Below are 14,403 nucleotides of genomic sequence, written 5' to 3'. Positions count from 1 at the left end.
GGCTGCCGGCTGGACAACCGACTGGATACGCAGTCGAACCACCGCGCCCGACGGGACCGATTACCGGCTTGACACCCTGTCGAATCAGGACCATATTCACCGGGTTCATTCCACCGATTTGACGGACCGATTTGACAGTTCGATTTCCTACCTTTCTCCGCACGCACCCCGGAAGGAGCGATGCATGCCCACGCGGTCCCCGCAGGAGACGCTGGAGGCACTGAAACAGTTCGACACCCCTACGATCACCAACGTGGTGGCCACCTATCCCACCCATCCCCTCTGCCTCGGTCTCTACAACCCGTGGGCGGTGAACTGGTATACGGACCAATCCATAAAGTGCATGTATCCCGAACTCGGGCGCACCGTGGGCTACGCCGTCACCTGCGTCTTCGGCCTGCCCGAGCCGGGTTTCAAGAACCTCTCCTTCATCGATGTCATCGACGCCCTGGACGAATCTCCCGGGCCGACGATTCTCGTGATCCGGCAGAATTTCCCCGAGGAGATCGCCGGAAAAGTGGGATTGGCGGGCGGAAACATGACGGCTTCCGCAAAGGCCGTGGGCTGCGTGGGCGTGGTATCCAACGGACCGTCGCGGGACATACACGAGATCCGGCCGATGAAGGTCCAGTACCTGCTCAGCGGCGTTACGCCGGGCCACGGAGACCAGGCCGTGCACGCGGTGAACGTCCCCGTATCCGTGGGCGGCATGGACGTGGCGCCGGGCGAGATCATCCACATGGACGAGAACGGCGCGTGCAAGTTTCCCGCCGACAGGATGGACGCGGTGCTCGAGAACGCCACGGCGCTGGCGGAGGAGGAAGAAGCACGCATCGATGCCTTCGAACGCGCCCGGTCCGCCGACGACATCAAGGCGATCCTGGGCGGACATAGTTACGGCAAGAAAGAAGACGAATAATGAAATGCGTATTTATCGTGCTTGATACCGTTCGCCGGGATTACCTTTCGACCTACGGTAACGACTGGGTGCATACGCCCGCACTGGACCGCCTGGCCGAACGGGGTGTCGTTTTCGACAACCACTGGGTTGGATCGCTGCCCTGCATGCCCGCGCGGCGAGAGTTCATGACCGGGCGGTACAACTTCATCTACCGGGGCTGGGGCCCCATCGAACCCTACGACGATACGCTGCCGGGCGAGTTGCGGAAGCATGACGTCTTCACCCACCTGCTGACCGATCATTACCACTACTTCGAACTCGGGGGCGAGAACTATCACACGGCGTTCAACACCTGGGACTTCTTCCGCGGCCAGGAGAACGACTGGTGGGCGTCCCACGTGGACCGCATGGCGCTGCCCGACCACCTGGGGCAACTCAGCCAGCAGAATTACGGCAACCGCAAACTGCAGCAGCGCGAAGAGGATTTTTCCGGTCCGAAGACCGCGCAGGCGGCCATCGATTGGCTGAAGACGAACCGGGCGTCCGACGACTGGTTCCTGCAGGTCGAGATCTTCGATCCTCACGAACCCTTCTACTGCACCGAGAAATACCGGGCCATGTACGGCGACGACTACGACGGACCGTTCTACGACTGGCCCAGCTACGACGAGGTCCACGAATCCCCTGAGGCGGTCGAACACATCCGGAAGTGCTACGCCGGGCTGCTCACGATGACGGACCACTGGGTGGGCAGGATATTCGACACGCTCGACGACCTGGGACTGTGGGACGACACGCTGGTCGTGTTCACCACGGACCACGGGACCATGCTGGCGGAGCATGACTTCTGGATGAAGAACATCATGCCCCTGTACAACGAGATCGTCCGGATACCGCTGATCGCGAGCCTGCCCGGCAACGAGCGGGCCGGCACGCGCACCGGAGCGCTCACGCAGACCATCGACCTGATGCCGACCTTTCTCGACTATTTCGATACCCCGGCGCCGCCCCACGTCCAGGGTCGGTCCCTGCGAAAGGTGCTGGACGGCGACGGCGTCCGGGAGGACGGGATCTTCGGTTATTTCGGAATGGCCATGAACTTAACGGACGGGAAGTTCGTGTACATGCGCAACCCGGTCAACGAAGACGCGGGACCGCTGTACGCGTACACGGCCATGCCCACGGGCGGTTTGAACCGCTGGTATCCCAGGGAGGTGTACGACCGGGTCGAAACGGGCCGGTACTTCGGCCACACCTACAACCTCCCGTTGTACAAGATCCCCATCGACGGGAAGGTCCCGCGGCACCACCCCGACGAAGCGTCCTACGCGGGGCGGAACCAGCTTTTCGACGTGGTGGAGGACCCCGCGCAGCAGCACCCCATAGAAGATCCGGCGCTGGAAGCCCGGTTCACAGAACGGATCGCCCGGCATCTGCAGGCCTGCGAGGCCATGCCGGAACAGTTCACCCGCCTGGGGATCGATCCGCCCGGCGCATAGGCAGACGTAACCATCCGCCCGAAGCTTAGGATGGAAAGATCATGAAGAAGACGCTAGTCCTGCGACGTTTCCCGGCGACGCTCCTGTTCGCCTTCGCACTGTGGTCAGTGAACTGCGGCGGCCAGCCGGCACCGGACGATGTCGACGATAGCGCTCCCGCGCTGTTCTTCGGCCAGACCGCGGAAATGAAGGAGGCGGCCCACGCCGCGCTGATGGAGCGCCTGCCCGATGACGCCGCGCCCCTCGAGTACCAGGTGTTCCGGTACATGGCCGCGGAACCCAAGAGCATGGACCAGGGCGTCTCGATCTACGTGGCGGGCGGAAGCGAATTCCACTTCGAGCGGCTCGTCATGTTCGGACTGAACGGGGAGCTGATTCCCGGCGCCGCTCAGTCGTGGGAACCCTCCGAGGACGGCAAGACCTGGACCTTTCACCTGCGCCGGGACGGCCGGTGGAGCGATGGCCGGCCCGTCACGGCCCACGATTTCGAATACACCTTCAAGCGGTTTCTCCATCCCAACGCCGGCAACGTCTATGCCTTTCTCTATTACGACATCAAGGGCGCCCGGGCCTACAACCAGCGGGAAACGGACGACGTAGACACCGTGGGCGTCCGGGCCCTGGATGACTACACCCTGGTCATCGAGACGGAGCAGTCCTGCGCCTTCCTGCCCCATATCACCGCCTACCTTACTTCCGCGCCCGTCCCGCCCTGGCAGGTGGAGAAATACGGGGATCAGTGGGCGCTTGCCGGCACCTGCCTGACCAACGGCCCCTTCCAGCTCGAGACGTGGAAAACGGGCCAGTACATGACTTTCGGCCTGAACCCTCATTACACGGGCTCCAATCCCGGACATCTCCGCCAGATCGTCCGCATATTCAACGCCATGGTCGGATCGGCCAGCGCGGCGAACGACATGGGCCTGCTGCCCTATGAAAACGACGAGATCGACGTGATCGACGTCAGTCCCATGGTCTACGGCGGCCTGCGCGACGACCCGGAGTGGAGCGAACCGGCGTGGTCCTACGACCAGTTTACGACGATCTACCTGTTCTTCCGGACGCGTGAGCCCCCTTTCGACAACCTCAAGGTCCGCCAGGCCTTCGCCCACGCCATCGACCAGGTGTCGCTGAACGAGACGATTCTCCAGGGCATGATGATCCCCGCCTACACCATGCTGCCGCTTCATTTCCCCGGCTACGTGGGTGACAAGTACAGGGACCACCAGCGGTTCGACGTGGACCTCGCCCGCCAGCTGCTCGCCGAAGCCGGCTATCCGGACGGCAGGGGTTTCCCGCGGATGGATCTCTGGCTCGCCGACGCCACCCCCGCTTCCGCCATCAGCCAGGCGTCCCAGGCGATCCAGGAGATGCTCAAGGAGAACCTGAATATCCAGATCGATATCCGGAACACGGAAGGCGCGGCGTACCGGTCGGCTATGTACAACTGGGAGTTTCCCATGAGCATAATCGGGTTCAACTACGACTTCCCCGATCCCCACAGCATGCTGGGCATCATCTGGCGTTCACAGCCCAAAGGTTACACGCGCCACGACTGGCTGAATCCGGAATTCGACCGTCTGATCGACGCGGCCGCCGGAGACCTGAACCACGAGGCACGCCTGGCGATGTACGACGAGGCCGAGGGGATACTCGCCTCCGAGGCTGCGGCCGTCTTCCTGTGGCATGTCAAGACCTACCAGTTACGCAAGCCTTGGCTGAAGGGTTTCCGTGAAGACCGGTGGGGCAACTTCCCCAATTACCGGAACGCGAACACGTACTACGACCTTTACATCGGCCAGGAGGCCGTGGACAGCGGCCGGCGCATCGACTACTGAGACGCCCCGGCGATATGCACGCTGAGACCGGAGGATCGATTACTGACATGGATAACAGGCACCAGTACACCGTGATAACCGACGAACAGCGGGACCACTTCGACCAGTACGGCTACCTGGTCATCGAAGACGCCCTTCCTTCCACTGTCGTCGCGGAATTGAACGAAGCCGTCGATGAAGTGTACGACCGGCACCGGAAAGAAGGCACGCTGGGGAAAAACGGCGATCTGAACATTCGAAATTGCATTATTACCCACGACGCCTTCCTGCAACTGCTCGACTGGCCATCGACCGTCCCTCTGGCCTGGGGCGCGCTCAGCTGGAACATCCAGATGATCACCTCCCAGCTCATCGTCCTGCCGTCGGGGGAGGAGCCGTCGGAGGATTCCAAGCGCGGGCACGGCATGCACCGGGACGGCGGCCGGTCCTTCGTCGAAATGCAGGAACCTCATCCCCGCATTCTGCTCAAGATCGCCTACGTGCTGAGCGACCAGACGGACCCCGCCTCCGGCGCTACGGCGCTGGTGCCCGGCAGCAACCGGATCACCGGCGAGCCGCCCAGGGACCCGGCCACGGGCTGGCCCTACGGCGCCATCCAGATGACCCTGCCCGCGGGCAGCGCTTTCATGTTCGAACAGCGTACCTTCCACAGCATCGGGCATAACTGGTGCGGGCACGACCGGCGGACCGTCTTCATGGGGTACGCCTACCGCTGGGTCAAGCCCATGGATTACATCCAGATGCCGAAGTCCCTCGTGGACCGCTGCTCGCCGTTGCAAAAACAGCTTATCGGCGAGGTGGGAGACGCCCTCAGCTACTATCTTCCGGAAGACGAAGACGTGCCCCTGAAGGCTTTCCTCGACGGGAAGTAGGGTCCTTCATGGCCAATGTCCTCCTGCTCATCTCCGACGAGCACAATCCGTTTTATTCCTCGGTCTACGGTCATCCGTACGTTCAGACCCCCGCCATGAACCGGCTGGCGGCGAACGGCGTCACCTACGAGAATGCGTACTGCCCCTCCCCACTGTGCACGCCCAGCAGATCGGCCTTCATGTCGGGGCGAAGGGTCCATGAGATCCAGACCTACTCCAACTGCACGATCGGCGTCGATCCGGATATCCCCACCTACGGCCGGGCGCTGGCGGAACAGGGTGTGCATTCCGTGCACGCAGGCAAGACGCACGTCTACGCGCCGAGCGGCGACCTGGGCTTCCGGGAAACGCTGCGCGCCTCGGAGAAAACGGGCGCCGGGGACCCGGAAATCGGCCGCCGGCCTTTCCGGATTCGACAGGCCGCCGCGGAACGGGCCGCGCAGTTCGGGGTGAAGGAAACGCATCTCAACCTCGATCTTGAACGCGTCGACGCCGCCATTGACTGGCTGACGAATGTCGCGCCTTCGCTGGGAATGCCCTGGACGCTCACGGTAAACATCATCCATCCCCATTTCCCCCACTACACCTCGCAGGAGCTGTGGGATCTCTATCCCCAGGGCGGCGATCTTCCGGTATTTGGGGTCGAAGAGGAAACGGCCGCCCACCCCCGGGCCCTTGAAGTGCGCGAACATTTCCAGACGGACCGGTTCACCGAGGACCAGGTACGGGGCCAGCGGAGGGGTTATCTTGCCTGCGTGACCTTCGTGGACCGGCAACTGGCGCGGCTGGTCGAGGCGCTGCAGGCAGCGGGGCTGTACGATGACACCAATGTGATCTACACGTCCGACCATGGGGAGATGCTCGGAAAGTTCGGAATGTGGTGGAAATGCTCCCTCTACGAAGACGCGAGCCGAGTCCCCTGCATCGCGGCGGGACCCGATTTCCCAACCGGGCTGAGGGCGTCGACGCCCGTGGACCTCCACGACGTCCAGGCGAGCCTCTTCGCGTCTACCGGCGCCGAACGGCCGGCAGACTGGGCGGGTACTCCGCTGCAACACCTGCCCGCGGTTGATGAACAGCGCGCGGTGTTCTCGGAATACCATGGCCACGGGGCGAGGCACAGCGCCTTCATGATCCGCAGGGGCAAGTGGAAATACATCCATCACGTCGGTGCGCCCCACCAGTTGTTCGACCTGGAACACGATCCGGATGAATTGAACAACGTGTACGAAGCCTACCCGGCGGTCGCTGCCGATCTGGATAGGGAACTCCGCACGATCTGCGATCCCGAGGCTGAGGACGACCGGGCGGACCGATTCGTCGAGTCGCAGCTCGAGTCCATGGCGTCAAACGGCTGAATGACGACCGCCGACTGAAGGGCATCCGACATCCGAAAGACGTCCGACGACTGAATGCCGATCGGCGATCCAACCATGACAGATGAATGCCGACCCACCGGTGAAATATGAACGAAAAGCGACTGCTGGGCATCACCGTCCTGGCCGATTTCATCCTGAACGAAGGGGTGGAGGCCGTGCTGGACAACCTGGTGGACCGGGCGGGCGCCACGGCCGTAGCGGTGAATCCCACGGTGACCGCGCCGTCCGAGGAAGGTGTCGGTTCCTTCCAGCCGCCCAGCGACGCCGGCAGCAGTCCACGCCTCTTCGACCGGCCGCTCTGGGGCCGGCGTTCGCTCTGGGTCCGGAGCGCACCGAGCTACCGGCCCCGCCTGTCGTACTATGGCGATGCCCCGTACAAGCCCCGAAAACCCAACGAACTGACGGACGCCCACGGCGACCTGATCGAACGGTTCATCGACGCGGCGCTGGACCGCGGGCTCAAGGTCTATCTGCAACTGAGCGGTGCGACGCCGCCGGGACTGTCGGATGAGGACCGGCCGCGGAGGCCGGACGGGCAACTGCCGGATCGCATGGCCGACACGGGTTGCCTGGCCAGCGAAGCGATCCGGGCTTACATCGATGCCTACGTGCGGGACCTGCTCGAACAGTATCCCCGCGTAACCGGCTTTCGGCCGGACTGGCCCGAATACCCCTGTTACAAGCTGGACGAGGCGTTCCAGGATTTCAATCCCCAGGTGGCGCGATGGGCCTCGGAAAACCAGTTCGACTACGAGGTTATCCATCGGGACGTACTTGCGGCCTACGACTACCTGCACGGACGGCTCGAAAACCGGGACCTGCTCGACTTCAGCGGACCCGGCCGGGGTGCGTCGACGTTGCCCGCCATCTTCCGGTCCTTCCCCGGATTCGTGGAGTGGCTGCGCCTTAAATCCGCCCTGTCAGGCGACCTGTTGCTGCACTGGAGGTCCGTAATCACGACGCACGGCGGTCCGGAAATGGAGCTTTCGGCCAACGCCTTCATGACGCCCCTCACCCTGTGGACCGGTTTCGATTTCCGCGTGGCGCCGGAGACCTGCGACGCCGTTTCCCCCAAGCTGTATACCATGCACTGGTCGGTGATGGTGGAGTTCTGGGGAAAGGTGCTGCTGGAACACAATCCCGGTCTGGACGAACGGCTCCTGGTGCGCGCGCTCGCCCATCTCTTCGACCTCGGAGACGAAATCACGGCCACCCGGATCGACGATTACGGGTATCCCGGTCCCGACGAGCCCCATCCGATCCCCGATAACGCCCAGCGGCGGCGGATCAAGCAGGTCTGCGCAGAGGTGAACGGGCGCGCGCTCGTCACGCCGCTCATGCATGGTTACGGTCCCCACCACGATTTCGTCCGGCGTTTCCGGGTGGTGGCGGAGAGTCCGGCCGACGGCGTGTGGATCAACCGGTACGGGTACCTGAGCGACGAGAAGCTGGACGCGGTTGGCCGCATCTGGCGGCAGGCCCGTCAGGAGGAAATCCGATGACCCGTCCCAACATACTCTTCATCATGACGGACCAGCAGCGTTTCGATACGATCGCCGCACTGGGTAACGAGCGTATTTACACCCCCAACATGGACCGCCTCGTACGGCGCGGCGTGTCGTTTACCCAGGGCTACTCGACCTGTCCCGTGTGCGTGGCGGCGCGGACGACCATCCGAACGGGATGCGATCCGCCCACGACCCGCGTATTCAGCAACGGCCGGTCCGCGCCCGTGCCCGGCCAGGCCGATACGCTCGAGGGCCGGTGCGGGGACTATCTCGCCCGTACCCTATCGGCCGCGGGCTACCGGACCTTCGGCGTGGGGAAGTTCCACACCTTCCCGTGGAACGAGGACGTGGGTTATGCGTCCCAGCTCCACAGCGAGGAACTCTATGGAAGCGAGGAGCAGCGGCGCGGAGACACCTACGCGGGCTGGATCGCCCGCGAGCATCCGGATTTCGACTATATCGAGGCGCTCATGGGGGAGCGGACCGAGATGTACTACATGCCCCAGGCAAGCCCGCTGCCCGCCCACCTGACCGTGGAGTCCTGGGCCGCTGACCGCGCGATTGAGGCGCTGAGCGCGTCCGATGACCGGCCGTATTTCGGTTTCGTGTCCTTCATTGGTCCCCATCCGCCCTTCGCGCCGCCCGTGCCCTTCAACCGGATCTACGACCCCGACCGCATGCCGGGACCCGTGTGCGGCGACCAGGACGTGGACCACCTGGACGAGCAGATTCCCTTCATGAACCGGATCATCTGGGCGGATGAAATCAACGATGCGCTGACCCGCGTGCTCAAGGCCCGTTACTACGGAGAGATCACCTATATCGACGATTGCCTGGGAAGGATCCTGGACGCCGTCGAGGCCCGCGAGGACGCCGACAACACGATCATCTGCTTCTTCTCGGACCACGGCGACCACCTCGGGGATCATACCGCGTGGCAGAAGGAGAGTTTCTTCGACGTCTCGGCACGCGTGCCCTTCCTGGTAAGCTGGCCGGACCGCCTGCCGAGGGACGTTCGGCGAGACGACCTCGTTTGTCTGACCGATCTCTTCGCCATTGCCACCCACGCCGCCGGCTGGACCCAGGTTCGCGACGGGGTGGACGTGCTCGGCGTGCTGGATGGAGGCGCCGCGCCGAGGGAAACCCTCTTCGGGTATTACGGCGAACCGGGGACGGACCGGTTCAAAATCATGGTACGAAGCGGCGAATGGAAGTATATTTACCTTGCTAACGGCGCCAGGGTACAGCTGTTCAACACCGCCGAAGACCCGGCCGAAGTAACGAACCGGGCCGCGTCCGACCGGGACGTCGCCGACGATCTGTACCGGCGGGGCGTGCAGGCTTGCGGTCATCCTGGCGCCACCGACGCCCTGGATGGTGACCGCCTGCGGTCCTTTCCCTACACAAAGTGGAAGGCCTCCCGTATCTACCAGTTCGACCGGTCGCGGGGCGTGCGGGGGTTTCCCGTTCATCCGCGTGACGTACTGGATCCGTGGATCCGGCGCGGCCGGCGACAGGTCCGTATCCGCAGGAACGAAAAGGCCCAGGAAACACCGTGAACCCAGTCGACGCAACCACCGCGGTCCCGGCATCGTCCATGCCCTCGGCCGGAGGAGATCCGGTCCCGGTCCCGGCGTTTCACGTGATGATGAAACCCCGGGGGGCCATCTGCAACCTCGACTGCAAGTACTGCTACTTCCTCGCCAAGGAGGATCTGTATCCCGGCAGCGGGTTCCGCATGTCCGACGACCTGCTCGAGGAATACACCAGGCAGTATATCGAAGCCCAGCAGGTGCCGGAAGTCACCTTCGCCTGGCAGGGCGGAGAGCCCACCCTCATGGGCCTCGAGTTCTTCCGAAAGGCCGTCGAGTTCCAGAAGAAGTTCCAGAAACCCGACACGCGTATCTACAACTCCCTGCAAACCAACGGCACGCTCCTCGACGCGGACTGGTGCCGTTTCTTCCACGAAAACGACTTCCTGATCGGCCTGAGCCTCGACGGCCCCAAAGCGCTACACGACGCCTACCGGGTCGACAAGGGCGGCAAGCCGACCTTCGACGCGGTGATGGGCGCGGCGGAGATGATGCAGGTCCATGAGGTCGAGTTCAACATCCTGACCACGGTGCACGCGGCGAACGCGGAACATCCCGTCGAAGTCTATCGCTTCATGCGGGACGTGGTGAAGACGCGGTTCCTGCAGTTCATCCCCATCGTGGAGCGGGACAATGAGACCGGGTACCAGGAAGGCACCGAGGTTACGAAGCGGTCGGTGACGGGGAAGCAGTACGGCCGGTTCCTGATCCGGATTTTCGACGAATGGGTGCGCCGGGACGTGGGGAAAATGTACGTGCAGATCTTCGACGTGTCGCTCGCCGCCTGGTCCGGCCAGAGCCCGGGGCTGTGCATTTTCATGGAGACCTGCGGCGATGCCCTGGCCCTGGAGCACAACGGGGATCTCTACGCCTGCGACCACTACGTCGAACCGGATTACTTGCTGGGCAACATCACCGAGATTCCCATGATGGAGATGGTCCAGTCCGAGCAGCAACGGGCCTTCGGGCAGGCCAAGCTGGACACGCTGCCGCAGTACTGCCTGTCATGCGACGTGCGGTTCATCTGCAACGGAGGATGTCCGAAGAACCGCATCATCACGACGCCCGACGGCGAACCGGGCCTGAACTACCTTTGCGAGGGGTACAAGGCCTTCTTCCACCACATCGACGGCCCCATGCGGTTCATGGCCAACGAACTGCGCCACAGGCGGGCCCCCGCCAACGTGATGACGTACATCCGCCGGCAGGAAGTCGAGCTCAGAAGGCAGAAGGCATTCAAATCGGTGGGGAGAAACGACCCCTGTCCGTGCGGAAGCGGCCTGAAGTACAAGCGGTGCCACGGCAGGTAGTCCGGTGACCGGCCCGTCGCGCACAATACCTTCGTTCCTCACATATAGTAGCCGCGTTCCACCGCGAGGGTGAGGGACAGTTCGATGTCCGAGATCGCCCTGGACATGGCCTGGCCGATGAGGTCCAGCTTGCGCACCTGATCGATGCGATCGGAGGCCTGGGCGAGTTCCCGCGCAGACAGGATCTCTTTGAAGAGGTTGCACGCGTGGGCGAGGTTGATGATCACGACGTCGCGCGGACTGGGTATCATATCGCTGAACAGCACTTCCATGATACGTAGCTTGACTTCACGCTCGGCCGTTCCATCGATGATCGGATAGCGCCGCGACCGGAATACCCACAGGAACTGGCCTTCTTCCTTTTTCAGGATTCCCCGTTCGACGAGCCGGTCGATGGCCGTCTCCCGGATGTCTTCGGCGCGGTCGACGACGTGCTCGATCCAGTACCGCGCCCCGTGCGTTTCGGATGACGCCGCGATATCCGCCAGCACGGGGTCGAGAAGATTGTCTCCCAGGGGTTTCGAGTCCACGAGGACCAGCTTGTCGACATCGGTATCGATACGGTTTTCGAGAGCGAGGTCCATCAACACGCCACCGGCGAGACCGTATCGTAACAGACGGTCGGGCACGCCCACGAATTTCCCGTCGTCGTCGAGCATGAGCAGCATGATCTCTTCCGCGAATCTTAACATCGTCTCTCCCCGGTCGTTGTTCGGATTTCGTGTGTGCCGCTGGTGTCCCTGTCATCCCTGAGGGATTTATCTGAAACCATAATAACCAGCCAACATTTATTTAACAATATGGAACTTTAATACGTGTCCGATTTCGTGTCCGGTGTCAAGGGAATAAAGCGTCCCCGGAACCCGAGGGATCGCTTCAGAAATGGCGCGCAAGTTCCACGCCCCAGTAAGGCGGTTCGTTGACGAAACCGGTCAGGTTGTTGAAATCGATGCCGCCGGTGAGCGATACGTCATCGAAGACGTTTCGGCCGACCAGGGAGATCTCCGTCCCGCTGTTCCCCACCAGATAGGAAAGGCGCACGCCGCATTCCAGCAGCCGGTCGTCCTGGAATTCCACGGATTCGTAGAGAAAGAAGCGCACCGCGCTGCGGTAGGCCAGGTCGGCGGAGGCTATGAGAAAGGACCCGCCCGGCAGGGCCACCGGATAGCGCAGGGCCGCGTCCGCGATCCATCGAGGCGCCTGGGGTAGCCCGTTGCCGTCGATCAGGACCGTACCGGGCTCCGGACCCGGTGGATCGAGCACGGTGCACGGCGCGCCGCAGGGCTGCACGGCGAGTTTCTTGTCGTCTATTCGGGTATGATTGTAACTCAGGCCGCCCGTGATCTGTATCCCGCCCGGCGGCGCAAGGGCCACCTCCGCCTCGAAACCCCGTCCCAGAGTTCTGTCCGCGTTGACCAGCCGGTTGAAGTTGGTCTCGCCGCCCACGGCGGTGAGTTGCTGGTTCCACAGCCGGTAGTGGAACGCAGACAGGTCGAGGTGGAGCCGCCCGTCCCACAGGCGCATTTTGGCCCCGCCTTCGATGGAGTGTATCGTTTCCGTCCCGGCTATGGAAACCTCGTCACCGAAGAGCAGGCGGCCCTGGATGCTGGGAGCGCGGAAACCCCGGGCGGCGCGCAGGTAGGTCTGGACCCGGGGCGACGCGGTAAAACGCATGCTCAGGTCGCCGCTCCAGGCGTTGTCGGTCGGATTGCGGCGGATGGGTCCGATCGTGCCGGCGCCGGTGACCGCGGGCGCTTCGTCCCGCCACGCCGAGTAGTCCTTCGCGTCGTGGGAGAACCGGAGCCCCCCGGCGACCTCCAACGCGTCTCCCAGGTGCAGGGTGGATGCAAGGAACGCGGCCCACGCCTCGGCCTCCTGGTGCTGCCGGGTGAATCCGTCGGAGGTCCCGCCGGAGAGTGTATCGTAGTTGTAATCCTCGATGTCCACCGACTCGTTCAGGTAGTACAGGCCGACCTGGTAGTCCAGGGGCCGGTGTTCCTGGCTCACCAGGCGTACTTCCTGGCTGATCTGGCGCAGGAAGGGGATTCCCCCCGATGTTTCGGAGGGGAAGGGAATTACCCCCGGTCCGCTCGGTGGGCTGAATACGGCGCCGAAGCCGCCGTCAACATCACCGCGGGCGAAGCTTTCGAGCCGTTCCATGCCGGTCAGGGACACGAGTTGAAGCCCGCCCATCAGGTACCGCAACTCGACGGACATGCCGTGGGCGCGCAGTTCCTGGCTGTTGCGACCGTCGATTGCGATACGGTCCCGGGAGAAGCCGCTCACCAGCCCGCCTCGGCCGGGTGCGATGGCGTTGGCGCGGAACGCCCGCGCGGAGCCGTCCAGGTCGCGGGCATGGAGCTTGACCAGCGACTCGAAATCCGGCGAGGGTTTCCAGCTCAACTGGAGGCGTCCGGCCAGTTCCCGGTATCCGGCAATGGCTTCATTCGGACCTTCGTATTCGTTTTCCACCCAATCGTCCCGCCGCTGCAGCAGCACCGAGAGACGTGCCGTGAGCCCGGAGGTTCCGAGCGGTCCCGAAACCGCTCCCTCGAAAACGGCGCTGTTGAAGCGTCCGTAACCCAGGCGGCCGAAACCCTCAGGCGCTTCGGTCGGCCGCGCCGATTCCAGCTTGATGATTCCCGCCGGCGTGTTCCGGCCGAACAGGGTCCCCTGGGGGCCGCGCAACACCTCGATCCGGTCCAGGTCGAAGGCGGGATAGCCCTTCAGCATGACGTTTTCCAGCACGATGCCGTCATAGACCACGGAAACGGGTTGCGAGGCGTTCAGGTCGAAGTCCGTGTTGCCGAGGCCCCTTATGTAGATGCGCGGAAAAACCCGGCCGTAGGAGGACTCCAGCTGCAGGCTGGGCACCCGGTTCGAAAGGAATCGAAGGTCCATGCCGGAAGCGCGAAGTGCGGTGGACTTCGCTTCCTGTATCGTGGACAGAGACAGCGGAACCTCGAAGGCGGGCTGCGCACGCTTGCGCGCCGTAACCACGACTTCCTCCATCACGATGGCGGGCTCGTCGGGCGGTCTCGTGCTTTCTGTGCCTGCCTGTTCGGACTGTCCGGGAGATTCGGACGGGCCCTGTTGTGCCAGTTCATCGGACTCGGCGGACCGGGCAGGATCCTCGAGCGCCGGTCGGTAATCCTGCGCGACTGACGCTCCGGCGGTGAAGACGAAGACCAGGCACAGAAACGTTCGCAGAACAGTGGAAACGACCGCATCCGATGCAAGCGGCAGCATAGCGTTAAGGGAAGGGTACAAGATGCCGGTTTTCATCTGTCATCGCCCCGGGGTTGTACAGGTTAAATAAGGATGCACCGATGCCGGATACGGCTGCCCAGAAATCAGGCGAATCATCCGGCGCGCACAAGGATGTCGGAATGAAAAACTGGCTGGATCGATACGTCCTGTCAAGCCCAACGTCACCGAATGGCGAGAGGTCATACCGCGCACCCAGATGATCGGGGACTTCCCTTCGAAACCGCTTGTTGCCGG

Annotated in this window: 10 protein-coding genes; 8 read left to right on the top strand and 2 right to left on the bottom strand. The window is 63.3% G+C overall.

Annotated elements, in window-relative coordinates:
- Window positions 1-184: 184 nt before the first annotated feature.
- The 8 genes from F4X08_10230 to F4X08_10195 all read left to right on the top strand — a co-directional run bounded on the left by F4X08_10230 (window position 185) and on the right by F4X08_10195 (window position 10,899).
- The gene (locus F4X08_10230; GenBank protein MYD26178.1) at window positions 185-919 is read left to right on the top strand and encodes an RraA family protein; all 735 of its coding nucleotides are present in this window, start codon (window positions 185-187) and stop codon (window positions 917-919) included.
- Entirely contained in the window at window positions 919-2,400 is a 1,482-nt protein-coding gene (locus tag F4X08_10225; protein ID MYD26177.1) for a sulfatase, read from the top strand. The genes F4X08_10230 and F4X08_10225 overlap by 1 nt, the downstream gene beginning before the upstream one ends.
- A gap of 41 nt (window positions 2,401-2,441) precedes the next feature.
- On the top strand, window positions 2,442-4,238 hold the full coding sequence (locus tag F4X08_10220) for a peptide ABC transporter substrate-binding protein (GenBank protein ID MYD26176.1): 1,797 nt from the start codon (window positions 2,442-2,444) through the stop codon (window positions 4,236-4,238).
- 14 nt (window positions 4,239-4,252) lie between these two features.
- Window positions 4,253-5,110, top strand: a complete 858-nt coding sequence (locus F4X08_10215; protein MYD26175.1) for a phytanoyl-CoA dioxygenase family protein — start codon at window positions 4,253-4,255, stop codon at window positions 5,108-5,110.
- A gap of 8 nt (window positions 5,111-5,118) precedes the next feature.
- On the top strand, window positions 5,119-6,468 hold the full coding sequence (locus tag F4X08_10210; protein MYD26174.1) for a sulfatase-like hydrolase/transferase: 1,350 nt from the start codon (window positions 5,119-5,121) through the stop codon (window positions 6,466-6,468).
- Window positions 6,469-6,575: 107 nt separating this feature from the next.
- The gene (locus tag F4X08_10205; protein ID MYD26173.1) at window positions 6,576-7,991 is read left to right on the top strand and encodes a hypothetical protein; all 1,416 of its coding nucleotides are present in this window, start codon (window positions 6,576-6,578) and stop codon (window positions 7,989-7,991) included.
- A complete protein-coding gene (locus F4X08_10200; protein ID MYD26172.1) occupies window positions 7,988-9,556 on the top strand; it encodes a sulfatase-like hydrolase/transferase in 1,569 nt (522 codons plus the stop codon). The genes F4X08_10205 and F4X08_10200 overlap by 4 nt, the downstream gene beginning before the upstream one ends.
- Window positions 9,557-9,594: 38 nt before the next feature.
- On the top strand, window positions 9,595-10,899 hold the full coding sequence (locus F4X08_10195) for an anaerobic sulfatase maturase (protein MYD26171.1): 1,305 nt from the start codon (window positions 9,595-9,597) through the stop codon (window positions 10,897-10,899).
- A gap of 38 nt (window positions 10,900-10,937) precedes the next feature.
- Here the strand turns inward: F4X08_10195 and F4X08_10190 are convergent, their stop codons facing one another.
- Together F4X08_10190 and F4X08_10185 are read right to left on the bottom strand one after the other, a co-directional pair.
- Complete coding sequence (locus tag F4X08_10190; GenBank protein MYD26170.1) at window positions 10,938-11,591, bottom strand: GPP34 family phosphoprotein; 654 nt, start codon at window positions 11,589-11,591, stop codon at window positions 10,938-10,940.
- 184 nt (window positions 11,592-11,775) lie between these two features.
- Entirely contained in the window at window positions 11,776-14,184 is a 2,409-nt protein-coding gene (locus F4X08_10185) for a TonB-dependent receptor (GenBank protein ID MYD26169.1), read from the bottom strand.
- Window positions 14,185-14,403 lie beyond the last annotated feature (219 nt).

It is taken from the genome of Gemmatimonadota bacterium (assembly GCA_009841265.1).
Taxonomy (GTDB): domain Bacteria; phylum JAAXHH01; class JAAXHH01; order JAAXHH01; family JAAXHH01; genus JAAXHH01.
The sequence above is the reverse complement of the archived record's forward strand: the minus strand, read 5'-3'. Positions and strand labels throughout refer to the sequence as shown.